The organism is Frankia alni ACN14a (assembly GCF_000058485.1).
Taxonomy (GTDB): Bacteria; Actinomycetota; Actinomycetes; order Frankiales; family Frankiaceae; genus Frankia; species Frankia alni.
In genome coordinates this window covers 2,830,478-2,852,051 of record NC_008278.1, presented here as the reverse complement: position 1 = coordinate 2,852,051, position 21,574 = coordinate 2,830,478, and the positions used below count along the sequence as shown (strand labels likewise).

Here is a 21,574-nt window from a genome sequence, read left to right as displayed (position 1 = left end):
CGATCGCGCCCATCGCCAGTTCCTCCTGGCCCGCACCCCAGCCTACGGTCACGAAACACGCGGTTATTGGACATGACCCTCTATCCTGCCTGCTCGGCGACCAAAATGGCGTGATGCCCCACCGCGGCCAACAGAAAACACATCGCCGGTTCGCGGCTGTCTTCCCAGGCTCCCGCGGCCTTCCCAGGCTCCCGCGGCCCCGCGCAGAGGCATGGGAGCATGCGGCGACATTACTGAGATAGCGTTCATGTGAGCTCGAGAACTGATCTCTTGCGGAACCAGCCCACCCGTTCCACTCTGGCTACGTGGACGTGGGCAGAGTGGACCCGGGTAGAAACGTAGCAATGAGGATCGAGGGAGATCATGGCGGTGAGACTGAACAGAAAGGCCTATGACCATGCCCGGAAGCTGATCGAGGACAGGAAGGTCATGCTGGACGAGCGGGACGACTGGAGCGAGCATCAGCCGTCAGCTCAGCGGGAGAGAAGGTTCGTCGAGGAGCATGGCCTCGGTGAGTACCAGAGGTGGTACCTGGGGATCGACGACAAGGTCGGCGAGGGCCGGAGGACGCGGTACAAGTTCCCCTACGGTGACTTCGAAAACGTGCACCGGTGCGGGGTCCTGTCTGCCGAGTCGAGAGCCGGGCAGTACAAGCATTTCGACGTTGAACAGGCCGCCGCCCACCTGCATGGAATGCTTGACGTTGTACGCGCCGGATAGCGGCGCGCACGCGACGACCAGCCGAGGGAGGACCACCATGCCGGTTATGGGCGTGACCAGATTCGAGCGATTCTTCCGGATCGCCGCGGGTCTGGACATGGACAAGAACGACGTGAAGCGTTACGGCGATTTCGTCAACAACAAGGTCTACGATCTGCTGCTCATGGCGCAGGCGACCGCGAAGGCAAACGTCCGAGATGTGATAGAACCCTGGGACCTGCCCATCACCAAGGGCCTCCAGGAGAGCATACATCATTTCCGGGATCTCGACGAGGAGATCGAGCTGCGTCCCATCCTGGAACAGATCGCGGCTCGTCCCCCGCTGGACCTTGCCCTGAGCGACGACACCGCGGCCCGCCTTCCCCTCATCGTCGGCGGACTGAGCCTCGCACTCGCCAGAGCCTTCACGATCATCGAACCGGAGCTCAAGAATCCCGGACCCAGCGAATGGGAACGCGTCAGCCGCATCTTCGACCTCCTCCTTTAAGCCGCCGGTGAACCTCCCTTGAACACCTGGGGGAAGGCACGCGAGGAAGGGAAGGCGTGGTGAGGTCAGCCCGGGCCGAAACATCCTCGATCGCCCGGCCGCTCCGCGTCGCCGAGGGCTCGGAGATCTCGATGTGGTGGCCCCCGGGGATCTTGGGCACACTCGGTTGGGTACCCGGCACGCGGGCAGGCTCTCCAGAACGACCGCGTCGTTCGGGGAAACATCTTGGATGCCCTGCGCGGTGGTGCAATCACGACCCACGTCGGGTGGGGGCGATCGATATGTCACATGGTGATGGCAATTTCGCGACAGATGGGGGCAGTGCCCGCGGCTCACGGTCGAATGACCTTGGAGCCGGTGCTCCTCGAGCAGGGGTTCTCCACCGCGACGACCCGGGCCCCGATGATGCTCGCAGCGAGCGGGGAACGGACCGTGCGGACGGGACCGGCCACACGGTCGGGTCGCAGCAAGTGGTCGCCACCTTCAGTACCTACGCCGATGCCGAACGGGCCGTCGACCGACTTGCCGACCTTCACTTCCCGGTGGAAAGGACCGCCATCGTCGGCCGCGACCTGCACACGGTCGAGAAGGTCACGGGCCGGCTGACCTGGGCGTCCGCGGCAGGCCGGTCGGCGCTCGCCGGTGCCGTCACGGGCGCACTGATCGGCTGGATCTTCGGCCTGTTCAACTGGATCAATCCTGTCCAGGCAGCGGCGCTGCTCGCGCTCTACGGAGCCATCTTCGGCGCAGTCCTCGGTGCTCTGATGGGCCTGCTCATGTACGCGTTCAGCCGGGGCCGGCGGGATTTCGTCTCCGTGTCGGCGCTGAGTGCCGATCGCTACGACCTGCTCGTCGATGCCGACGTGGCGCACGAGGCGGCCCGGCTTCTGGCGCAGACCGAGTTCGGCCGGCTCTCGTCCGCCGGGAGCAGCCGAAGCTGACATTGATCGTCCGCCGGCCCGGCGCGCGCGGTGGCGCGTCGTGCGGACGTGTCGGCCTCTGCTCCGCCGTCTTGCACTGGTTCGCCGGGTGGCGGCATGTTGCGGTCTTCGTCCGGCCGGTCCTACCGTGGTCGTGAGGACTGCCGGGGCCCCGCCACTTCCACCAGAAGGCTCCCACCGGGAGGTCATCGTGGGTAAGGCAGTAGGAATAGACCTGGGGACGACGAACTCGGTCATCGCCGTTGTCGAGGGCGGCCAGCCGACAGTTGTCCCCAATATTGAGGGCTCGCGCACGACGCCTTCGGTCGTTGCTTTCACGGAGAGCGGCGAGCGGCTGGTGGGTGAACTCGCCCGCCGTCAGGCGGTGCTCAATCCCAAAGGCACGATCACCGCGGTCAAGCGGTTCATCGGCCGCCGGTACAGCGAGGTCACCAGCGAGCTGAAGACGGTCACGTACGACATCACCGCCGGAAAGGAAGACGCAGTAAGGATCGTCGTTCGCGGGCGCGAGTACGCCCCCGAGGAGATCTCGGCGATGGTGCTCCGGAAACTGGCCGACGACGCCGCCAAGTTCCTCGGCGAAAAGGTCACCGAAGCCGTGATCACGGTGCCGGCGTACTTCAACGACGCGCAACGGCAGTCGACCAAGGACGCCGGCCGGATCGCCGGCCTGGACGTGCTGCGCATCATCAACGAGCCCACCGCCGCCGCGCTGGCCTACGGGATGGACAAGAGGTCGCACGAGACCGTACTGGTCTTCGACCTGGGCGGCGGCACCTTCGACGTGTCCGTCCTCGACGTGGGCGACGGCATCGTCGAGGTGCGGGCGACCGCCGGCGACACCCATCTCGGCGGCAACGACTGGGACCGCCGCCTCGTCGACTTCCTCGCCGACGAGTTCCGGAACCAGACCGGCATCGACCTGCGCAACGATCCGCAGGCACTGCAGCGGCTCTTCGAAGCCGCCGAGAAGGCGAAGGTCGAGCTCTCGACTGTCTCCCAGACCCAGATCAACCTGCCGTTCATCACCGCCGACGCGAACGGCCCGAGACACCTCAACACCACCATCACCCGCTCGCAGTTCGAGAAGATCACGGCCGATCTGCTCGAGCGATGCCTGCCGCCGCTGCGCCAGGCGATGGCGGACGCGAAGGTCTCCGAGCAGGACCTCGACGAGGTGATCCTCGTCGGCGGCGCCACCCGCATGCCGGCCGTGCAGGCCCTGGTGCGCCGGCTGACCGCCGGCAAGGAACCGAACATGACGGTCAACCCGGACGAGGTCGTCGCCGTCGGCGCCGCCATCCAGGCCGCGGTCATCAAGGGCGAGGTCTCCGACGTGCTGCTGCTGGACGTCACCCCGCTCTCCCTCGGTGTCGAGACGCTCGGTGGCGTGAGCACGAAGGTGATCGACCGCAACACCACCATCCCCGCGCGCCGGAGCGAGACGTTCTCGACGGCGGAGGACAACCAGTCGGCCGTCGACATCGTGGTGCTCCAGGGCGAACGTGAGATGGCCGCCGACAACCGGACGCTGGGCCGGTTCCGGCTCGAGGGCATCCGACCCGCCCCGCGCGGCCAGGCACAGGTCGACGTCACCTACGACATCGACGCCAACGGCATCCTCAACGTCACCGCGAAGGACAAGGGCACCGGCGCCGAACAGCAGATCACCATCTCGGACAACACCAACCTGCCGCAGGACGAGATCCAGCGCATGGTCGCCGACGCCGAGCGCAACCGGGCCGAGGACGCCCGGCTGCGCGAGAACGCCGACGCCCGCAACCAGCTCGACACGATCGTCTACCAGGTCGAGCAGCGGCTCACCGAACTCGGCGACCAGGTCCCCGTGCACGAGAAGGCCCGCGCCGAACAGCTCATCGCCGACGCCCGCCGCGCGCTGGAGGAGCACGCCGACGTCGACCGCGTCCGGCCGATCATCAACGATCTCCAGCAGGTCCTCTACGGCCTCCCGGCCGTAGCGCAGCGCGAGGCGGCACCGACGGCCAGCGGCGGCGCCGGAGCCGGAGCCGGAGCTGGAGGCGGCGGAGCTGGAGCCGGTGGACCGGGCGAGACCTCGGCCGGTGGGGACGACGTCATCGACGCCGACTTCACCACGCATGACGATGGGTGAGAACCGATCGGATGCCGAGCGGCCCGAGACCACCCCGGCACCCGACCTCGCCGCGAAGCTCGAGCAGTGCCAGGCCAGCCACCTGCGTACCCTCGCCGACTTCGACAACTACCGTCGGCGGACCGGACGCGAGATCGGCGCCGCGAAGGCAGCCGAGCGGGATCGTGTGGTTCTCGCGTGGGTGCCGGTGCTGGATCACCTTGAGCTCGCCCTCTCGCACGCGGACGCCGACCCGGACTCGCTCGTCGACGGGGTACGCGGGGTACGCCAGCTCGCTCTGGGCGCGCTGCGGAACTCCGGGGTCACTCGGCTCGACGACGAGACCGGCGCCTTCGACCCGACCCGTCACGAGGTCGGCGCCGTCGTCGACAGCGGCTCGACGTCCCGTCCTCCCCCGGCGGGCACCGTCGTGGAGGTACTCCGCCCGGGCTACCAGGCCGACGGCCGTGTACTGCGCCCCGCGTCCGTGGCCGTGAGCGCCGGACCGAAACCGAACAACGGACCAGAATCGAACAACGGAGAAAAATCGAACGACGGGCCAAGGCGGGATACCGGGTCGGAACCAGGAAAGGGACCAGAACCGGATACCGAGTCGGAAGCATCGTGACATGAGCAGCGGCCAGACCACGAATCGGGCCAACGAGGACTTCTACGAGATCCTCGGGGTTCCCCGGAACGCCGACGCCGACGCGATCCAGCGGGCGTACCGGAAACTCGCCCGCCAGTACCACCCCGACGTCAACTCCGATCCTGGGGCCGAGGAGCGGTTCAAGGACCTGTCGGAGGCGTATGACGTGCTCTCCGATCCCGACACCCGGGCGCGCTACGACCGGTTCGGCCGGGATTTCCGCCGGATGCCCGAAGGCGCCGAACGATGGGCGGGCGCAGGCGCGGGTGCCGGGGCGCGTGCCGGCGCCGGTGGCCCGGGCTTCCGGTTCGAGGGGTTCGAGGGGTTCGACTTCGAGGACCTGTTCGGCGGCACGGGCGGCGGCTTCTTCCGCGGCCGAGGCCGGGCGGGACCGGTGTCCGGTGCCGACCAGGAAGCCGAGATCGACGTCACCCTCGCCGAGGCCTACCAAGGCGGTCGGCGCAGGGTCACCCTGGCGGGCCCGACCGGACCTCGCGAGGTCCAGGTCACCATCCCGCCCGGAGTGATGCACGGGCAGCGGCTGCGGCTCGCGGGCCAAGGCGGCCGCGGCCGGGACGGCGGGGATCCGGGCGACCTCTACCTCGTGGTGCGGCTGGTGCCCGGCCCCCGATTCTGGGTCGAAGGCCGGGACGTGCACACCGATCTGCCCCTCGCGCCATGGGAGGGCGTGCTCGGCACGAAGGTCGCCATCACCATCCCGGACGGCGAGCAGGTGACCGTCACCGTCCAGCCCGGCACCTCCACCGGCCGCAAGCTCCGCCTGCGCGGCAAGGGCCTGCCCCGCCCGGCGCGTGGTTCGAGGCGCGGTGACCGCGCCGGCGACCTCTACGCGCACGCCCGAATCATGGTCCCGGCCAACCCCACCGCGCGGGAGACGGAGCTGTTCCGCGAGCTCGCGGAGGTCTCGTCCTTCAACCCCAGGGAGAGGTCATGACGACGCTGCTCGTGCGCGCCGGCGCCCGTACCCAGGGCCTCGACCTCGACGCGTTCTGTGGCGCGGCGCACCTGCATCCCGACCTCGTCCGACGGCTGGTGACGCTGGGTCTCCTCGACGCGGAGATCGACCCCGCCGGCCACTACACACTCGCGATGACGGCGGTGGCACGCGCCGGCCGGATCGAACGGCTGCGCCGCGACCTCGGCATCACCTACACGGCGACCGGGGTCGTGCTCGACCTGCTCGACCGGATCGACGAACTCGAACGGCTCCTCCGTGCCCGACCCGCCCGAGGCGAGGTGCATCCATGGACATGAACAAGCTGACCGAGAAGTCCCGCGAGGCTCTTGACGCCGCGCAGGCACGAGCGGTGCGCCTCGGCCAGGTCGAGGTGGACGGCGAGCACCTGCTGGCCGCGCTGCTCGAACCACCCGAGGGACTGGTGCGCCGCCTGCTGATCGCCTCGGGCGGAGATCCGGCCGCGGTCGCCGAAGCGGTCGAGAACGAACTGCGGCGCCGGCCCAGGGTGTCCGGACCCGGCGCGCGACCCGGCGAGGTGTACGTGACCCAGCGGCTGTCCCGCCTGCTGGACGCCGCCAGCAGGGAGGCCGGTCGGCTCAAGGACGAGTACGTGTCGGTCGAGCACCTCCTGCTCGCCCTCGTCGACGAGGGACAGTCCGGCGCCGCCGGCCGGATCCTCGCCCAGAACGGCCTCACCAGGGAGAAGCTGCTCGCCGCCCTGACCGAGGTGCGCGGGAACCAGCGGGTGACGTCCGCGAACCCCGAGGCCACCTACGAGGCGCTCGAGAAGTACGGCCGCGACCTGGTCGCGGAGGCCCGCGACGATCGGCTCGACCCGGTCATCGGCCGCGACTCCGAGATCCGCCGGATCGTGCAGATCCTCTCCCGCAAGACGAAGAACAATCCGGTGCTGCTCGGCGACCCCGGGGTCGGCAAGACGGCGATCGTCGAGGGCCTCGCCCAGCGCATCCACCGGGGCGATGTACCTGAGGGACTGCGCGACCGGACGGTGTTCCAGCTCGACCTGGCGGCGCTGGTCGCCGGAGCCAAGTACCGGGGCGAGTTCGAGGAGCGGCTCAAGGCCGTCCTCGGCGAGGTCAGGGCGGCCGAAGGCCGGATCCTGCTGTTCGTCGACGAGCTGCACACCGTCGTGGGCGCCGGTGCCGCCGAGGGATCGATGGACGCCGGGAACATGCTCAAGCCGATGCTCGCCCGCGGCGAACTGCACCTCATCGGCGCCACCACCGTCGAGGAGTACCGCAAGCACATCGAATCCGACGCCGCGTTCGAACGCCGCTTCCAGCCGGTGCTGGTCGACGAACCGTCGGTGGAGGACACCATCTCCATCCTGCGCGGACTGCGCGAACGGTTCGAGATCTTCCACGGCGTGCGGATCCAGGACGGTGCGTTGGTCGCCGCGGCCGTGCTGTCGCACCGCTACATCTCCGACCGGTTCCTGCCCGACAAGGCGATCGACCTCGTCGACGAGGCGTGCGCCATGCTCCGCACCGACATCGACTCGATGCCCACCGCGCTCGACGAGACCACCCGCAAGGTCACCCGGCTGGAGATCGAGGAGGCCGCGCTGGCGAAGGAGAGCGACCCGGCCAGCGTCGCCCGGCTCGACCAGCTCCGCAAGGAACTCGCCGACCTGCGCGCGGAGGCCGACGCGATGCGCGCCCAGTGGGAATCCGAGCGCCAGGCCATCCGCAAGGTTCAGGAGCTGCGCGAGGAGATCGAGCACGTCCGCCGGCGCGCGGACGAAGCCGAGCGGGCCTACGACCTCAACACCGCCGCCGAGCTGCGCCACGGCCAACTCCCGGAGCTGGAACGCCGGCTGGCCGCCGAGGAGGAACGACTGGCCGGCCGCCAGCACGGGCAACCGCTGCTGCGTGAACTGGTGACCGAGGAGGAGATCGCCGACATCGTGTCCCGCTGGACCGGCATCCCCGTCACCCGGCTCGTCGAGGGCGAGCGCGAGAAGCTGCTGCGCCTGGACGACATCCTGCATCAGCGGGTGGTCGGCCAGGACGAGGCCGTCGGCCTGGTGGCGGACGCCGTCATCCGCGCGCGCTCCGGTATCAGGGATCCCCGGCGCCCGGTCGGGTCGTTCATCTTCCTGGGACCGACCGGCGTGGGGAAGACCGAGCTCGCGCGCACGCTCTCCGAGGCGCTGTTCGACGCCGAGGAGGCGATGATCCGCATCGACATGAGCGAGTACCAGGAGCGCCACACGGTCAGCCGGCTGATCGGCTCTCCTCCGGGCTATGTCGGTTACGAGGAGGGCGGGCAGCTCACCGAGGCGGTGCGCCGCAAGCCGTACTCCGTGGTCCTCTTCGACGAGATCGAAAAGGCGCATCCGGATGTGTTCAACACGCTCCTGCAGGTCCTCGACGACGGCCGGCTGACCGACGCGCGGGGCCGCACCGTGAACTTCACCAACACGGTGATCATCATGACGTCGAACATCGGCTCGCAGTGGCTGATGGACGCGGTGACGCCCGACGGCAAGATCGAACCCGAGGCGCGGGCCCGGGTGATGGCCGAGCTGCGAGAACGTTTCCGCCCCGAGTTCCTCAACCGGCTCGATGAGATCGTCCTGTTCAAGCCGCTGACCCTGGCCGAGATCGAACAGGTCGTCGACCTGCTGGTGGAGGACCTGCGCCGGCGGCTCGCGGACCGCCGGATCACCCTGGAGATCACCGAGCCGGCCCGGTTGTTCATCGCCCGGGAGGGGTTCGACCCGGTCTTCGGCGCCAGGCCGCTGCGGCGGTTCCTCCAACGCGAGGTCGAGACCCGGATCGCCCGGGCACTGGTCGCCGGCGACGTCACCGACGGCTCCCGCGTCACCGTCGACCTGATCGAGGGCCGTCTCACTGTCACGCATGACGTGCCCGCGATGCAAGGGGGATGACGGCCGCGGCGGGCGCGGTACTCAGCCGCGGGTGGACACCCCCGGCGAGGTCCTCGGCGACTCCGCCTACGGCACCGCCGAACCACCATTACCGGGTGTTGGTAACTCGTAGGATCTGGCCGTGGCGTCTGGTGGGGCCCATCCCGGTCCACCGCGTTCCGCAGGATGATGCCCTCGCTCTGGGCCGTCACGGCAACCGCGTCCAGGCCGAGATCATCGAGGCGGCTCGTGCGCTGTTCGGTGCGCGGGGCTACCACGGGGTCACAGTAGAGGCGTTCGGCGAAGCGTCCGGGCGCACCGGTACGTCGGTCTATCGGTGCTTCGCGAACAGGACCGCGATCTTTCGGGTGCTCATGGCCGACTTGTGGCCCACCGGGAGTGATGCCCTTGCGGGGCGGACCCGGATCCGCCGTCACGAAGAATCCCACCACGCCGGCGCCGACGCCGGCGGCGGAGCGGCGTTTGCGTCCGCCTGAACCGCGTCATCACCAGGCCGCGGCGCCGCCGGCGGTGCGAAGTGAGCACCGGACCGGCGACCGTCGGCGGCCCGGATCCGGGTCCGGATCGTCTCGGTGTTCACGCCGAGATCAGCAGCGACCGACTTGATCGTCGCTCCCGGACGGGACCGGCACAGCGCGACCACGTCCGCCTTGACCTCGGCGGGGTAGTACTTCATCCCCACGGGGACTCCGCTCTCCTGCGCCATCAGGATCCGGGTCACTCCGGTGTCCAGACTCCTGGGTCAGGCCCCGCTCGCGCCGCGGACCGTAGTCAGAAAGCAGTGCGTCGGTGACGCGGCTGATGCCCTCGATGGTTGCGGCCATGGTCTCGGGCGGGATGTGGGTCAGGATGCGATGGCGCACGCTCGCCACGTAGTGAGGCTGAGCTTCGCGGGCCGCGATGCGTCCTGTGGCCGTGAGGGCCGCGACGTTGCTTCTCGCGTCGCCGGGGTCACGCCCCTTCGTGACGAGATCCCGCGTGCGCAGGCCGTCGACGACGCGGGTGATACGGCTGGGGGTGAGTCCCACCTGCCACGCCAGATCGGCCATGCGCAGGCGCTGGCCCGGCGCCTCCGCCAGGACGATCAGCACCGCGAAGTCGGTCATGGCGATCCCGGCCGCACCGGCCATGTCATCTTCGAGGAAGCGTGGCAAACCATGCACCAGGCGCCCGATCTGGCGCACGAGCTGCTCTTCCTGCGGGCTCAGCGGGATGGGCTCGGCCACTCTGCCATCTTGCCCGAGATAACTTGCCTAAGCAAGGAAACTAGGATAACACTTGCTTAGGCAAGGAAAGTGACAGGAAGAAGCTGGAGGGCACGATGACAAACCGTCCGGCCAGGCCGCTCTGGTCACGGGGGAAGCAGCGGCATCGGTGCCGCAACCGTGCGAAGGCTGGGACCAGGAGGGCGCCGACGTCGCTTTCACCTACACCAACTCTCACGAGCAGGCGGCAGCGCCGGCCGAGGAGCTCCAGGAGCTGGGACGTTCCGCGATCGGGCTGCCGGCGGACAGCGCTGACGCCGAAGCCCTGTCCGGCGCCGTGAACAGTGCGGCCGAACTTCGCCGACCGTGTCCCCATCCCCGGCGCCGTCGTGGACACGGCGAGCAAATCCGCGCTGGGCGGCCTGACGCGAGCAATGGCCCGTGAGGTCGGCCCCAGGGCATCACCGCGGTAATGGTCCAGCCCGGCTCGACCGACACCGAGGCCAACCCGGCAGACGGCCCCATGGCCGCAATCTTCCGCGATGCCACACCGCTCGGCCGCTACGCGGACCCCTCGGACATCGCGGCAGCGGACCCCTCGGACCTCTCGGACATCGCGGCAACCGTCGCACACCTCGCCGGCGAAGGAGGCCGGCACATCTCCGGCACCACCATCACCGTCGACCGGAGCACACCATGACCCACCCCGTCGTCCCCTCCCCGATCGCCGTTCCCGAGGCGGACCTGCAAGACCTGCACCTCCGTCTGGACCGCACGCGCTGGCCGGCCCCCGAGACCGTCACAGACACCAGCCAGGGCCCCCAGCTTGCCAGGATCAAAAGTCTCGTGAAGTACTGGTGCACCAGCTACGACTGGCGCCTGGCCGAACAACTCCTCAACTCCTACAACCACTCCACCACCCAGATCGACGGCCTGGACATCGCCTTCCTCCACATCCGCTCACCCCACGCGGACGCCACTCCGCTGCTCATGACCCATGGCTGGCCGGGTTCCGTCCTGGAATTCCGGCACGTGATCGCCCCACTGACCCACCCCCAGGACCACGGCGGGGCCGTCAGCGATGCCTTCCACCTGGTCATTCCCAGCCTGCCCGGCTTCGGTTTCTCCCAGCCCCCCACGGAACCGGGATGGGACTTCAAGCGCACCGCGCGGGCCTGGAGCACCCTCATGGAACGGCACGGCTACCACCACTGGTACGCGCAGGGCGGCAACCTCGGCGCCGCCGTCACCGAAGAGATCGCCGCGCTGCAGCCCGCCGGACTTGAGGGTATCCACCTCAACTTCGCGACGTTCCCGCGGCGGCCACTTCGCCGCCTGGGAGGAACCCGACCTCTTCACGGCGGAAGTACGCAAAGCCGTCAGCCTCATGCGCGCGCAGCGATGAGAGTCTACGCACCGGGACGGCTGTCCGTGATGTCGCCGAGCCGCTCTTCACCGAACCCTGTGGGGCTCCAGACCCCGATTTGGGCGGTGACCTGCGCGTCTATCTGCCGGGCAGTGCCCATGTCGGGCGGGCCGGATGGTTATGGTGTGGTCGTTTACACCCTGACGCGCGACGCTCTCGGACTGATGCTGCTGCGCGTGACGAGCGAACTCGTGCCCCGAGATCCTTCTCCGTTGACGTCACCCGTGCGTCAGTGCCGGCGGACACCTCGTCTGGCTGAAGCCGGTGCCCGTCCGTCCTCTCCATGCGGCCCGCCCCAGCGGCCGTCGCACCGTCTGACAGTCCCTCGGCAATGCCGAGGGGCCGCCGCCGAGGTAGCGCGCCCGCCGGAAAGACTTCGAGTCGTCGCTCGCCAGCACAGCCGGCTCGGGGCAGGCTGGTTTTGCCCAGGCAGCGGCCCCTGGGCCTCGCGGGGCCGAGGACTTTCGGCGCTCGGCGGCTGCCCTGTCGCCACGCTGGCCGGTTGACCGTAAAACCCGTTTCATTCTATTTTCGTAGTCAGTCGGACCAATGACGGTGATCGGCCAGCGCAGGCCGACCGGACGAGATGATCGGAGTCACCACGATAACCAGATCGGACGCCGGGAACAGGCTGGCTGATGTCGGAGATCACCTGTCGAGTGCGGAACCTGGCACTCGCCGACTACGCGAGCTGGCGCGGCCACCGGTGTCACCTTGTCAGTCGTCGTCAAGGCGTCGTCGTCCGTGATCAACAAGGGCGATCTCGTCGGCATGGAGCGTCGTCACCGAGATCACCGAAAAGTCGTGGACTTTTTATGCCGACCCGTCGCGAGTCGTCGCCGGCCGGCCCGCCGCCGAGCGGGCCGCACCGTCAACCCGAACGACCCCGGAAGGATTCACTATGGGCAAGCTCGACGGCAGGGTCTCGTTGATCACCGGAACCGCGGGTGGCCAGGGCCTCAGCCACGCGGTGCGGCTGACGATCGCGGGCGCGGACGTCATCGCGGTGGACCTCTGTGAGCCGATCGCGAGCGTTCCCTTTCCGCGGGCGACGCCGGAGATTCTCGCGCAGATCGTCAAGGTGATCGACGCACTCGGTCGGGGCTGGAAATCGTACTCGGGTAGGCGGGCTTCTGCCCGTGGCACGACCTTTCGCTGGCGGGCGTGTTCGTCGATGGAACTGATGTCGACCTGATCGGCGCGGCAAACGCCGGCGCGATCGGCCTGCTGCAGAACGACCCCATCTGCAGGTCGTTCCGCCCCAGCCTGGAGAAAACCACCCGCGAGGGCGCCGAGAAGGCGTTTGCGGCTTTGGAGACGATGCCGATTCCGCACATCGAGCCGAGCGCCGTCGGCTCGCTGGCGCTGTTCCTTTTCCTCGCCTCCGACGACGCCAAGCACATCACCGGCCTTAACCTGCGCCTCCACGCCGGCGGCCGGCACCAGTCGCATGGAAAGTCCGCGCGGTGCTCCTCCGGCTTGCTGGTCCACTGCCCAGAGGGGCGGCCGGCCGGGCTCGGCGACAATGAATCCTCATAGCACGTTGCACAAGATCGTTTCCTGGAGAGCGCACGGCGTGATCGATCTTTGGAGGAGTGGGTGCACCGCGACGAAACGGTACGCGCTGGGACACTTCTAATCAGCGGTAATGCATTGCTGCGCGACGGTCTCGCAAGAATGATCGAGTCAGCCGACTACGCTTTTGTTGCCGCTACGGTGGACGATGGTCACATCCTCCCTGCACTCGGAGAGGGCATCGCGAACGTCCAGGTGACGATTGTCGACGCCAGCGGCCCCTTCGAGACGGATGTGACACGGGTTGATCAGGCGATTGCTGCATATCCGCATTCTCGGGTCCTGGTGCTCGGGCGGGACAGCAACATGTCGACAGCCCAGGCCTTTCTTCGCCGCGGGGCGAGTGCTTACCTGCCGATCGCGACCCGCCGGGACCACCTGCTCGCCACCGTCTGGCTGCTTCTGAACGACCAGGATTCCAAGGTCGTCATCCTGCCTCGCGACGACGAGGGAGAGGCGCTGCCGGGCGTGCGCGAAGTACTCTCCAAGCGAGAGATGGAGGTCATAGAGATTGTGGCTGAGGCCGCGACGAACATGCAGATTGCGCGTCGGCTCGGAATCACCGAGGACACGGTCAAACGTCATGTCAGCAATATTCTGATGAAGCTGGGGGCGGTGTCGCGACTCGATGCCGTGAAAAAGGCGGGAATCCCCCTCGGAATAACTTCTTCTGCGGTATCATCCCCGCGTCGGCCGGGCGCCGCCCACCCGAACAACGACAGCAGGCCAGCTTGATCTGGTGGCCTCTGCGCATTGATGGCCCCTGCGCCGGCAGTGGCTGGTCCTGGGTGTTGGCCCGGTGGCGGCACCGCTACCGGGACCAGCGCAGGATGCGGTCGAGTGCTGCGGCGGGGGCGGAGCGGGGTGAGGTGAGGTGAGGTGAGGATCGTCGGTAAGCACTCCTCGGCGAGTGCCGGTCACGATCACAGGAGCAGGTCGTTGAGTTCGAACAAGGGAACGCGGCCCACCAACCGCACCGCGGGGTCGTCGTAGGTCAACCTGAAGTAGGCGTAGTTATCCATGACCGAGGCGGTGTTGGCGGCACGGTCCTTCGGATGTGGCCAGTGCAGCGATGCCGCCTCGCGGCTGAGGACAAATCGCGTGCCCGCTCGATGCAACCGGTAGCCGAGATCGATGTCCTCGGCCCCCCAGGATCGGTACGCCTCGTCGAACATTCCGACCTCGCAGAGCTGACTCGTTCTGGCCGACGCGTTGCAGGTCCAGTAGACGACCCAGGGCGCGGGCAGACCACCGAAGGAGTCCGAATATTTCCGGTAGAACGTCTCGCGCGGATCCTCCCATCTGGACGCGAGGGAGAGTCCGGCCAATTCTTCGTCCAGACGGGTCAGATCGATTCCCTTGCGGATCGCATCGGCATCGTGATCATCGAAGCTCAGTCCGTAGACGTATCCGCAGACGGCCGTCGAACAGGATTGAGCGGCATGGACATTCACATGGGCGCGCAGGCATTCGGAATGCGCAATTACACCGCAGTCGAGGAAGACGCAGATGTCCGAGCTCGCGTTGGCTATACCGACATTACGGGCCTTGGCCGCACGGTACCCCGCGTCCTGCTGCGTGAAGTAGCGGAGCGTGAGGTAGGAGCTGTATTGTTCGACCACGTCAGGCGTCGAGTCGCTGGAGCCGTCATCGACAACCAGAACCTCGAATTGCTGTACGTTGATGCTCTGTCTAAGAAGCGATGCCAACGTGTAGTCGAGTAACCTTGCTCGATTGTATGTCGGGACAATGACGCTACAGAGTAGCCGCCCATTCATGAACCATTCCCGCCTGCTCGACTCAGCCCTGTCGACCTAGTGTCAGGGTACGCAGAGCCTCGCCTTTTATGATGTTCGGGTTCCTTGAAGCGGAAGGGAATGTCAAGTAGTTCTGGCCATTGGGCGGGCGCCACGAAGCCGGCTCCAAGAGCATCCGTACAGAGTCCCAGCAGTCGTGCGGAGGCCTCTGCAAGCTGCTCCGCGGGTACGAATCTTCGCAGCTTTCCGGCCGGTATGGTCTCCAACGCCTGACGTGCCCAGGGGCGCTTCAATCCTATGTCCAGGACGTCGCGATCGGGACCGCCGAGAAGTTGTGACGCGACTGCCCCGAGAATGAATGAGGTTATCCACAACTGAAAGACGAAAGGGTGACTGAGACCTGACACCGGCGGCGCTGCCTGCGGATTCTTCGCCAGGTCCTCGCGGAATTTTCCGACGATGTCGGACTTGGACATTCCACAATCGCCGAGTACTTCGTGAGACGTCATGCTCCATGTCGATTCATCTCCCCGACCCTCCCTGAAGAAGACAATGGAGAAGCCGGAGAGGCTCTCGAAGTGAGGGATGCATCGCGACTCCACCGTTCCGCTTTCGAGGGCTCCGGACACTTGCTCACCATTACGTGGAAAGACTACCGATCTGCGCACCCCGAACATGACATCGTGTAGCAGCAGGCTGTCCGCATCCGCATGCTCGACCAAGTTGGGGCAACACACACTGGCGGTCATCTCCTTACTCCGAAGAAAGTGGGCCATGGCCTGATTGTCGGGGACGGTGGACGGAAGGGTCTCTGCGAACTCCGCAAACTCAAGGGCCAGCGGAGCCGGCAGCAACAGCGCTTGGGTGGGAATGTAGGGATCCATCACCGGGGCCCAGGACGCACCGCTCAGAGCTGCCAGCCGTACCAGCTGACCAGAGCGAGATGCCCAGTTGGCAAAGAACGACAGCGGCCCGGATGGCCCTGAGGCGATCGCCTGATATGCTGCCGCGGCGAACTCGTCGCATAGCTCCACGTCGTCCTGCAGCACCAGATGATGCGTCGCGCTCTCGGCGACCGTCTTCCATGCCAGCCTCGCGGTCCGCAATGTGGCCGGCGGCCCGGAAGGATCCGGATCATGTACGATCCGCATCTCCAGTTCCGGATACTGACTCTGCAGCCGGCGGGCCGCCTCATCCCGCCGCGGATGGGTCATCACGACCGTCGATAGCCGAACAGATTGGCGCGTCAATTTGCCTCCAAGGCAGGCGCGGATGGCAGGAAGTTTACAGCGTGAAATCGATCGACTCCCCGCGGATTTCGTGCCGACACGCCAGCTCGCGGAGCAGCGCGCCGTGTATCTCCGAGCTCCGGTGGCAGCTGCATAGCCAGCGGTCGTTGTCGCTGATCGCCACGATTTCACTCCCTCGACGGGGCCCCACCGGGTCACAGCAGGTGGTCACGGATCGCGTAGATCCCCGGTCGCTTCAACGCCCGGCATTGCCCTGGCGGCTTGCCTCGGCATTGAACATACTGGCCGCATGGTTGAAGATGAGGCGTTCCTCGAGCAGGCGCGGGCTGATCCCGCGGCCGAGGTCGGCGACCTGTCGGTCGATCATCTCGTCTACATCGAATTCCTTGCTCGACACCAGGTGGAGAAGCTCCAGCGGCCGGGCGTTCAGCAGGAGGGGCCCGGAGCCGGGTGGCATCGGAATGCGTTGCAGGCCGATCATCCGTTTGGGCCCCTCGCCGACGGTGTAGGAGCCGCGGATGAACATCGTCTCCCAGCCGAAGTCAAAGAAGTATGAACCGTCGTCCGTATCCAGTTCGATCGCAAAATGCAGGAGCGGCGGTTCGGTCTTTGACGACTGGAACTCATGCGCGACCACCGTGTGGGGAATGTCGTTCACGCACAGCGCGGTGGAGGCGACGACCGTACGCTCCGGGCACGGCCGCACACCGAAGGTGATCCCCTCGGAAAGGATCTCCGCCGGCGTGCGGCGCAGGAACCGCTCACGCAGCCACCGCTCGTCCACCTCGGCCTTCCGTACGTGCCGGTGCACCCATTCGATGATGTGGAGCGCCATGTCCAGGGGCCGTCCCCACAGCGCGGGCAGCTCGACCGGGGACGGCTCCACCGGGAAGACCCTGGCCGCCCATACCCGGGACGCGGGTTCGGGGAGAGGTGCCGTGTTCGGCTCGTGCGGGGCCTGCGGGGCCTGCGGGGCCGCTTCGGGCAACGAGCAGGCGCTGCCGGTCGTCATCGGGCCTTCCTTCACGTCCGTTCTCCTTCGCCTGCGTCGGCCACATCACAGCGCCCCGGCACGGGCCCGGTAGTCGCTCCTACGCCGCGTCGGTCCGAAGGGCCGCTGAGCGCGACCCGGGCGAGCGGCGGAACGGGGGCGGGAAGCACGGCCAGGCGTGCCGGAAGCGTGGCCGCCTGTCCGGCGAGCACGGAGGCCCACGCCACCCCGCGATCCACGGGAAGACGGTCCAGGCTCGCGCCCGCGAACCGGGTGGTGCCCGCCGCGGCGTCGTCGACCTCGAGGCCCTCCCACAGCGGCCATTCGACGTACTGGGCCACAACCCCGGGGCGCTCCGCCCGCAGCCGCGACACGGATCGGGCGAGATACTCGTTGGCGGCCGAACGCCCCGTGCCAGCCGGCGGGCCCAGCATGGCGACCGGCGAACCGTGCGCGATGACCAGGCGGACGCCGTCCCCGGCGGCGGACAGCAGGTTGTCGAAGCCCACGACCTCCGCTGCCACGGCCGCTTCCCACTCTCCGACGGGCGTGTCGGCGATCCCGCCGGACCGTCCGCTGCCCGCGATGTGAACCACGGTGCGGACCGTCACCGCGTCGAGGCGGAGCCGTTCGCCGAACTCGCGCATCCCCCGGGCAGCGCGGACATCCACCCCGACGTGGTGTACCCGGATGCCGGCGGCCCGGAGGCGGGTCACCATCGCCTGGACCTCCACCGCGTCCAGCGCCCGGCGCGACGGGCCGCCGACGGGGGAAGTCGGACCGAGCAGGAAGAGTTGTCCGGGCGCCGGACCGGCCAGCCCTTCGGCGGCGGAGCACACGATGCGGGCGACGATGCCGCTCACATCGCCGGATACCACCACGGCGGCGTCCGGCTCCCGCAGAGCGTCCAGCACACCCGTGCCGGGCGGGGCCGAACCGGCGTCCACGACCGACGACCGCACGGGCACAAGGTCCGTCGCCAGGTAGCCGGCTCCGCTCAGGCCGAGCTCGTGGTGACCGGCGGGCGGGCGCCCCAAGCCGACGATTCGGCTCGCGAGCGCCGCGGATCTCTGGTCCCCGACGTCGACCACGGCGATCCCGGACTCCGGGTACTCCTGGCCCAGCGCGCTCGCGAAGCCGGTGAGCGCCCCGTTACCCGGGTCGCCCAGTTCATCCAGGCCACCGCCCGATCCGACGACCACGATCATACCGCCGAGGCCGTGTTCCTCCCAGCCTTCCACCAGCCCACGGGCCGCAGCCCGCAGGCAGGCCAGCTCGGCCATGGTGCGAGCCCCGTGGACGCTGCTCACCGCCGCCGGCGTGACCGCGGGCACCGACACCCAGACCAGCCACCGCGGGCCCGGCTGCTCACGCAACATCCGGGCCACTTCTCCTATCGGGCTCGCGCCTTCACCGCCAGTGAGCTCGGCCACCTCCACGATCCGCGTACGTGCCCCAGCCGCGGACAGTTCCCGGGCGAACCGCGCCGCGAGCGGACCCACGCGGGCGGTGGCCACCACCACGGATGCGCCGGCCCACGGTGCGCCCCCGAAGGGCAGGCACCGGACTGACACCGGGGTGCACAGATGGAAAGCGAGCGCGACATCCGCCTCCCGGGGTCCGGCGTCGAACCATGACATCGTCGCATCTCCAATATGCTCATAAACGTCTCACGGCACGCGAACCGAATATCGACCGACGAGACGCTCGGGGTCAGATCCGGGATCACGAGACCCGTCGCCGTAGAACCGATCCGCCTGGCGGAACCGGCGAGCTCCGGTAGTAGCTGAGTAGCCAGCGGTCGTCGTCGCTGATCGTCACGCGCGCGAAGTCCTCAGCGTGGCCGATGGTGGCGTCGACCGGGATGCACGTCGCAGACTTGACGGCGTCAAACCAGCGAGGCCGGCTTGCACCGCCGTCTGGCCGACAGCCACCACGTCGCGATTCTCCGGGACCAGCGTGAACACGAGACTGTCGAGCTGATTGTCGTGAGCCAACGTTATGACTCCGTCCGCAGGCGACGAGAATTCTTCTCACCCTAACACCGGCAGGGACGACGGGACCTGTCCACCGGTTGTCACTAAAGTTGTAACACGAAAGTGAAATACCACAGTTGACCGACGCGACTCGTTGGCGCGGTACGGTGCGTCTACCGCCTTACCCGGGAGCAGCGCCTGGTCGCGCTGTGGCGCCGACCGAGATTCCGGCGCGCTGGCGGGACATCGTTGTCGAGGATCGTGAGCTCTCCGAGCGACTCAGCCGGCTCGACCGGAGCCTCGTCCAGCAGCGAATTGTCGTCTGCAGACCAAGGCCGGACAGAAGGAAGGCTGGACCTCATTCGGCGCAGGTCTCCGGCCCGTCGCCCATCGCGTGTTACCGCGCACTCACGATACGCAAAGGATCAATATGTCGCGTGGCATCGAAGATCATGGCACATCGACCGGTCAGGCGGAATCGGTGCCGGCCGGTGTGCGGCCAGCGAGGACAGCGGCCCGGAGTCCGGCGTACTATGCCGAGCTGAAGAGGCGGAACGCCGAGCTGAATCTCGCCGAGATGCGGGCCGGAGAGATCGAGCTCCGCAGCATGCCACGTTATGTTCTGGTCGAGCTGACCCAGGGCTGCAACCTCCGCTGCCCCATGTGCAGATCCCATGCCATCGGCTACCGCGAACGTGAAATGCCACGAAGCTTCCTCGCCGAGGTGGTCGAGGTCTTGTTTCCCACCGCCCAGATGGTGGACATCCGCGGCTGGGGCGAGAGCCTGCTCGCCCCCGAAATTGACGACGTGATCAGGGCAGTGGACGCGCATCGCTCCCAGTGCCGCGTCGTCACCAACCTCTCGTTCAACCGACCCGCAACTCTCGATCTTCTGGCCGACGTGGGCGCAATGGTGGACGTGTCCCTCGACTCGGTACACCAGGATGTCCTGGGCGTCGTCCGCCAGGGCGCACGCTTCTCGGCCATCGACCGTAATCTCCGCCGACTGGCCGGCCGTTACTCCAGTGCCGCCGGGCACGGGTCGCTGCGGATCACTGCGACCGTCCAGCGGGCCACGCTGGCGGGCCTGAACGACCTCGTGCGCTACTCGGCCGACTTGGGCGGAATTCCGATCGTGCTCCATGCGGTCACGCTGAGCGCCGACGACCCCAACGCTCTCACCGGCCTGGACGACCAGGTAGATGCGACGATCATGGAGGCGGCTCGGGAGGCCGCGCGCCTCGGGGTGGAGCTGTACGCGGGCTCACGGTTCGGCCGACGGGTCGGCATCAAGAAGGACATCCCGTTCTGCATGCACCCCTGGTCGTACGTGACGGTCGGCTACGACGGCAGCGTGGGTTACTGTGACTATCTCATCGGACCGATGATGCAGTACTCATGTATGGGTGATATGACCGTCGAGGGCTTCACCCAGATATGGAATGGCAAGCCGTGGCGGGATCTCCGGCAGTGGCATGGGGCGGGCCATCTGCCGGACGACCAGCGGTACGGTCCCTGCACCCAATGCTACGCGCATCGCAATGTCGACTTCGAGGACCTGTTCGAGCCGCGCCTGGAGCGCTACCTTCTGACCGGAATTCCCGACGGCCAGGCGCCCACAGTGGAGGCGACACCGTGAGCGTCCACCTGGTGGACGAGCTCTGGCTCGGCGGCGCCGACAGAAGAGTAGCGGGGAAAACATGGTGGAAACCGAGAGGATTCTTGTCACGGGTGCTGCCGGCCGCATCGGCCAGATGCTGCGACCGAGGCTGACGCGACCTGGCCGAACACTGCGGCTGCTCGATATTCGCCCTGTCGAGGGACTCGGCGAGGCTGAAGAATTTCATTGTGGATCGGTGACGGACCTGGCCGTCATGGAGCAGGCCTGCGCGGGCGTCGACGTCGTGATTCACTTGGGCGCGATAGCCGAAGAGACCGCTTGGGAAAAAATCCTGGACACCAACATCAACGGTACGTACACCGTTTTCGAGGCCGCTCGAAGGCAAGGGGTTCCACGGGTGATCTTCGCCTCGAGTAATCACGCGGTGGGGTTCTATCCGCGATCGAAGGCGCCCGCTCCAGACTATCTCTTTCCGATGCCTGACACCTATTACGGCGTCAGCAAGGCGGCTGGCGAGGCGCTCGGCTCGCTCTACAGCAGCCGCTATGGAATGGACGTGATCTGTCTTCGCATACAATGCTGCTTCGAGAAGCCGCACAACTCGAGGATGCTCGCGACATGGCTGTCTCCCGACGATGCGGGAAGCCTTTTCGAAGCAGCAATCAGTGTAAACGAACCAGGATATCGCGTGGTCTGGGGAGTATCGGCCAACACGAGGGCCTGGTTCACCCTGGACGAAGCAAGGAGCATTGGATTCGAGCCGGCCGATGATGCCGAAGACTATCTTGACGTCGTCGGCGAGCCGGACCTCGAGAGTGTCGAAGAACGGCTGCTTGGCGGCGAATTCTGCGGCGCCGAATACGATCTGGGCCATCAGGTCCAGGCCCGGCACCCCAAAGTGGAACCAAAAAGCACCTGAATAGTTGCGAGAGCGATTCCGCGTGAACCGGCTGGTGAGAGACATCCGCGAAAA

The 21,574-nt window shown here is 67.3% G+C and carries 22 protein-coding genes; 16 read left to right on the top strand and 6 right to left on the bottom strand.

Going from position 1 to position 21,574, the window contains the following annotated elements:
• The first annotated feature begins 363 nt into the window (after positions 1-363).
• The 9 genes from FRAAL_RS11365 to FRAAL_RS36075 all read left to right on the top strand — a co-directional run bounded on the left by FRAAL_RS11365 (position 364) and on the right by FRAAL_RS36075 (position 9,276).
• A complete protein-coding gene (locus FRAAL_RS11365) occupies positions 364-720 on the top strand; it encodes a hypothetical protein (protein WP_011603761.1) in 357 nt (118 codons plus the stop codon).
• 46 nt (positions 721-766) lie between these two features.
• The gene (locus FRAAL_RS11360; RefSeq protein ID WP_231861611.1) at positions 767-1,207 is read left to right on the top strand and encodes a DUF1931 family protein; all 441 of its coding nucleotides are present in this window, start codon (positions 767-769) and stop codon (positions 1,205-1,207) included.
• 470 nt (positions 1,208-1,677) lie between these two features.
• Complete coding sequence (locus FRAAL_RS11355; RefSeq protein ID WP_011603759.1) at positions 1,678-2,148, top strand: YflT domain-containing protein; 471 nt, start codon at positions 1,678-1,680, stop codon at positions 2,146-2,148.
• A gap of 190 nt (positions 2,149-2,338) precedes the next feature.
• On the top strand, positions 2,339-4,279 hold the full coding sequence (gene dnaK, locus FRAAL_RS11350) for a molecular chaperone DnaK (protein ID WP_041939165.1): 1,941 nt from the start codon (positions 2,339-2,341) through the stop codon (positions 4,277-4,279).
• Positions 4,272-4,886 carry a nucleotide exchange factor GrpE gene (locus tag FRAAL_RS11345; RefSeq protein WP_041939164.1) on the top strand — a complete coding sequence of 205 codons (615 nt, stop codon included), beginning with the start codon at positions 4,272-4,274 and terminating at the stop codon, positions 4,884-4,886. Before dnaK ends, FRAAL_RS11345 begins: the two co-directional genes overlap by 8 nt.
• Before the next feature lies 1 nt (position 4,887).
• Positions 4,888-5,862 (top strand): DnaJ C-terminal domain-containing protein, encoded by a 975-nt coding sequence (locus tag FRAAL_RS11340; RefSeq protein ID WP_011603756.1) that lies wholly within the window; start codon positions 4,888-4,890, stop codon positions 5,860-5,862.
• Positions 5,859-6,182, top strand: coding sequence for a chaperone modulator CbpM (locus FRAAL_RS11335; protein WP_011603755.1), 324 nt, complete (start codon positions 5,859-5,861; stop codon positions 6,180-6,182). The genes FRAAL_RS11340 and FRAAL_RS11335 overlap by 4 nt, the downstream gene beginning before the upstream one ends.
• A complete protein-coding gene (gene clpB, locus FRAAL_RS11330) occupies positions 6,173-8,800 on the top strand; it encodes an ATP-dependent chaperone ClpB (protein WP_041939163.1) in 2,628 nt (875 codons plus the stop codon). Before FRAAL_RS11335 ends, clpB begins: the two co-directional genes overlap by 10 nt.
• The gene (locus FRAAL_RS36075; RefSeq protein WP_083866766.1) at positions 8,797-9,276 is read left to right on the top strand and encodes a helix-turn-helix domain-containing protein; all 480 of its coding nucleotides are present in this window, start codon (positions 8,797-8,799) and stop codon (positions 9,274-9,276) included. The genes clpB and FRAAL_RS36075 overlap by 4 nt, the downstream gene beginning before the upstream one ends.
• Here FRAAL_RS36075 and FRAAL_RS36070 read toward each other — a convergent pair.
• Entirely contained in the window at positions 9,213-9,476 is a 264-nt protein-coding gene (locus FRAAL_RS36070; protein WP_162137467.1) for a transposase, read from the bottom strand. The genes FRAAL_RS36075 and FRAAL_RS36070 overlap by 64 nt on opposite strands.
• Positions 9,388-10,026 (bottom strand): MarR family winged helix-turn-helix transcriptional regulator, encoded by a 639-nt coding sequence (locus tag FRAAL_RS30350; protein WP_011603751.1) that lies wholly within the window; start codon positions 10,024-10,026, stop codon positions 9,388-9,390. The genes FRAAL_RS36070 and FRAAL_RS30350 overlap by 89 nt, the downstream gene beginning before the upstream one ends.
• 451 nt (positions 10,027-10,477) lie before the next feature.
• On the opposite strand from FRAAL_RS30350, the gene FRAAL_RS36330 reads away from it, so the two are divergent.
• The 5 genes from FRAAL_RS36330 to FRAAL_RS30345 all read left to right on the top strand — a co-directional run bounded on the left by FRAAL_RS36330 (position 10,478) and on the right by FRAAL_RS30345 (position 13,741).
• Entirely contained in the window at positions 10,478-10,705 is a 228-nt protein-coding gene (locus tag FRAAL_RS36330; RefSeq protein ID WP_011603749.1) for an SDR family NAD(P)-dependent oxidoreductase, read from the top strand.
• Positions 10,702-11,937: an epoxide hydrolase family protein gene (locus tag FRAAL_RS36325; protein WP_011603748.1), complete on the top strand. Its 1,236-nt coding sequence runs from the start codon at positions 10,702-10,704 to the stop codon at positions 11,935-11,937. The genes FRAAL_RS36330 and FRAAL_RS36325 overlap by 4 nt, the downstream gene beginning before the upstream one ends.
• A 395-nt stretch (positions 11,938-12,332) precedes the next feature.
• The gene (locus FRAAL_RS35795) at positions 12,333-12,626 is read left to right on the top strand and encodes a Rossmann-fold NAD(P)-binding domain-containing protein (RefSeq protein WP_011603747.1); all 294 of its coding nucleotides are present in this window, start codon (positions 12,333-12,335) and stop codon (positions 12,624-12,626) included.
• A complete protein-coding gene (locus FRAAL_RS35790; RefSeq protein ID WP_011603746.1) occupies positions 12,596-12,970 on the top strand; it encodes a hypothetical protein in 375 nt (124 codons plus the stop codon). The genes FRAAL_RS35795 and FRAAL_RS35790 overlap by 31 nt, the downstream gene beginning before the upstream one ends.
• A 138-nt stretch (positions 12,971-13,108) precedes the next feature.
• Positions 13,109-13,741: a helix-turn-helix transcriptional regulator gene (locus FRAAL_RS30345; RefSeq protein WP_050997087.1), complete on the top strand. Its 633-nt coding sequence runs from the start codon at positions 13,109-13,111 to the stop codon at positions 13,739-13,741.
• A gap of 188 nt (positions 13,742-13,929) precedes the next feature.
• Here the strand turns inward: FRAAL_RS30345 and FRAAL_RS11295 are convergent, their stop codons facing one another.
• The 4 genes from FRAAL_RS11295 to FRAAL_RS11285 form a co-directional block, all read right to left on the bottom strand.
• Complete coding sequence (locus FRAAL_RS11295) at positions 13,930-14,784, bottom strand: glycosyltransferase (protein ID WP_011603744.1); 855 nt, start codon at positions 14,782-14,784, stop codon at positions 13,930-13,932.
• Positions 14,781-15,977: a hypothetical protein gene (locus FRAAL_RS32915; protein ID WP_157892050.1), complete on the bottom strand. Its 1,197-nt coding sequence runs from the start codon at positions 15,975-15,977 to the stop codon at positions 14,781-14,783. Before FRAAL_RS32915 ends, FRAAL_RS11295 begins: the two co-directional genes overlap by 4 nt.
• A gap of 271 nt (positions 15,978-16,248) precedes the next feature.
• Positions 16,249-17,040, bottom strand: a complete 792-nt coding sequence (locus FRAAL_RS11290; protein ID WP_011603742.1) for a hypothetical protein — start codon at positions 17,038-17,040, stop codon at positions 16,249-16,251.
• Positions 17,037-18,383 (bottom strand): KR domain-containing protein, encoded by a 1,347-nt coding sequence (locus FRAAL_RS11285; protein WP_157892049.1) that lies wholly within the window; start codon positions 18,381-18,383, stop codon positions 17,037-17,039. Before FRAAL_RS11285 ends, FRAAL_RS11290 begins: the two co-directional genes overlap by 4 nt.
• A 1,027-nt stretch (positions 18,384-19,410) precedes the next feature.
• Here FRAAL_RS11285 and FRAAL_RS11280 point away from each other — a divergent pair.
• Positions 19,411-20,619: a radical SAM protein gene (locus FRAAL_RS11280; protein ID WP_041939162.1), complete on the top strand. Its 1,209-nt coding sequence runs from the start codon at positions 19,411-19,413 to the stop codon at positions 20,617-20,619.
• A gap of 61 nt (positions 20,620-20,680) precedes the next feature.
• Positions 20,681-21,520 carry an NAD-dependent epimerase/dehydratase family protein gene (locus tag FRAAL_RS11275; RefSeq protein ID WP_041939161.1) on the top strand — a complete coding sequence of 280 codons (840 nt, stop codon included), beginning with the start codon at positions 20,681-20,683 and terminating at the stop codon, positions 21,518-21,520.
• The last annotated feature ends 54 nt before the right edge of the window (positions 21,521-21,574 follow it).

Excerpts from the sequence above, each read along its gene's own strand:
- FRAAL_RS11335 (WP_011603755.1), top strand. The coding sequence starts at position 5,859 with ATGACGACGCTGCTCGTGCGCGCCGGCGCCCGTACCCAGGGCCTCGAC.
- FRAAL_RS11340 (WP_011603756.1), top strand. The coding sequence starts at position 4,888 with ATGAGCAGCGGCCAGACCACGAATCGGGCCAACGAGGACTTCTACGAG.
- FRAAL_RS36070 (WP_162137467.1), bottom strand. The coding sequence starts at position 9,476 with ATGAAGTACTACCCCGCCGAGGTCAAGGCGGACGTGGTCGCGCTGTGC.
- FRAAL_RS36330 (WP_011603749.1), top strand. The coding sequence starts at position 10,478 with ATGGTCCAGCCCGGCTCGACCGACACCGAGGCCAACCCGGCAGACGGC.
- FRAAL_RS35795 (WP_011603747.1), top strand. The coding sequence starts at position 12,333 with ATGGGCAAGCTCGACGGCAGGGTCTCGTTGATCACCGGAACCGCGGGT.
- FRAAL_RS32915 (WP_157892050.1), bottom strand. The coding sequence starts at position 15,977 with ATGACCCATCCGCGGCGGGATGAGGCGGCCCGCCGGCTGCAGAGTCAG.
- FRAAL_RS11295 (WP_011603744.1), bottom strand. The coding sequence starts at position 14,784 with ATGAATGGGCGGCTACTCTGTAGCGTCATTGTCCCGACATACAATCGA.
- FRAAL_RS11345 (WP_041939164.1), top strand. The coding sequence starts at position 4,272 with ATGGGTGAGAACCGATCGGATGCCGAGCGGCCCGAGACCACCCCGGCA.
- FRAAL_RS11360 (WP_231861611.1), top strand. The coding sequence starts at position 767 with ATGGGCGTGACCAGATTCGAGCGATTCTTCCGGATCGCCGCGGGTCTG.
- FRAAL_RS11280 (WP_041939162.1), top strand. The coding sequence starts at position 19,411 with ATGTCGCGTGGCATCGAAGATCATGGCACATCGACCGGTCAGGCGGAA.
- FRAAL_RS36075 (WP_083866766.1), top strand. The coding sequence starts at position 8,797 with ATGACGGCCGCGGCGGGCGCGGTACTCAGCCGCGGGTGGACACCCCCG.
- clpB (WP_041939163.1), top strand. The coding sequence starts at position 6,173 with ATGGACATGAACAAGCTGACCGAGAAGTCCCGCGAGGCTCTTGACGCC.
- FRAAL_RS11275 (WP_041939161.1), top strand. The coding sequence starts at position 20,681 with ATGGTGGAAACCGAGAGGATTCTTGTCACGGGTGCTGCCGGCCGCATC.
- FRAAL_RS11285 (WP_157892049.1), bottom strand. The coding sequence starts at position 18,383 with ATGTTGCGTGAGCAGCCGGGCCCGCGGTGGCTGGTCTGGGTGTCGGTG.
- FRAAL_RS30345 (WP_050997087.1), top strand. The coding sequence starts at position 13,109 with ATGATCGAGTCAGCCGACTACGCTTTTGTTGCCGCTACGGTGGACGAT.
- FRAAL_RS11365 (WP_011603761.1), top strand. The coding sequence starts at position 364 with ATGGCGGTGAGACTGAACAGAAAGGCCTATGACCATGCCCGGAAGCTG.
- FRAAL_RS36325 (WP_011603748.1), top strand. The coding sequence starts at position 10,702 with ATGACCCACCCCGTCGTCCCCTCCCCGATCGCCGTTCCCGAGGCGGAC.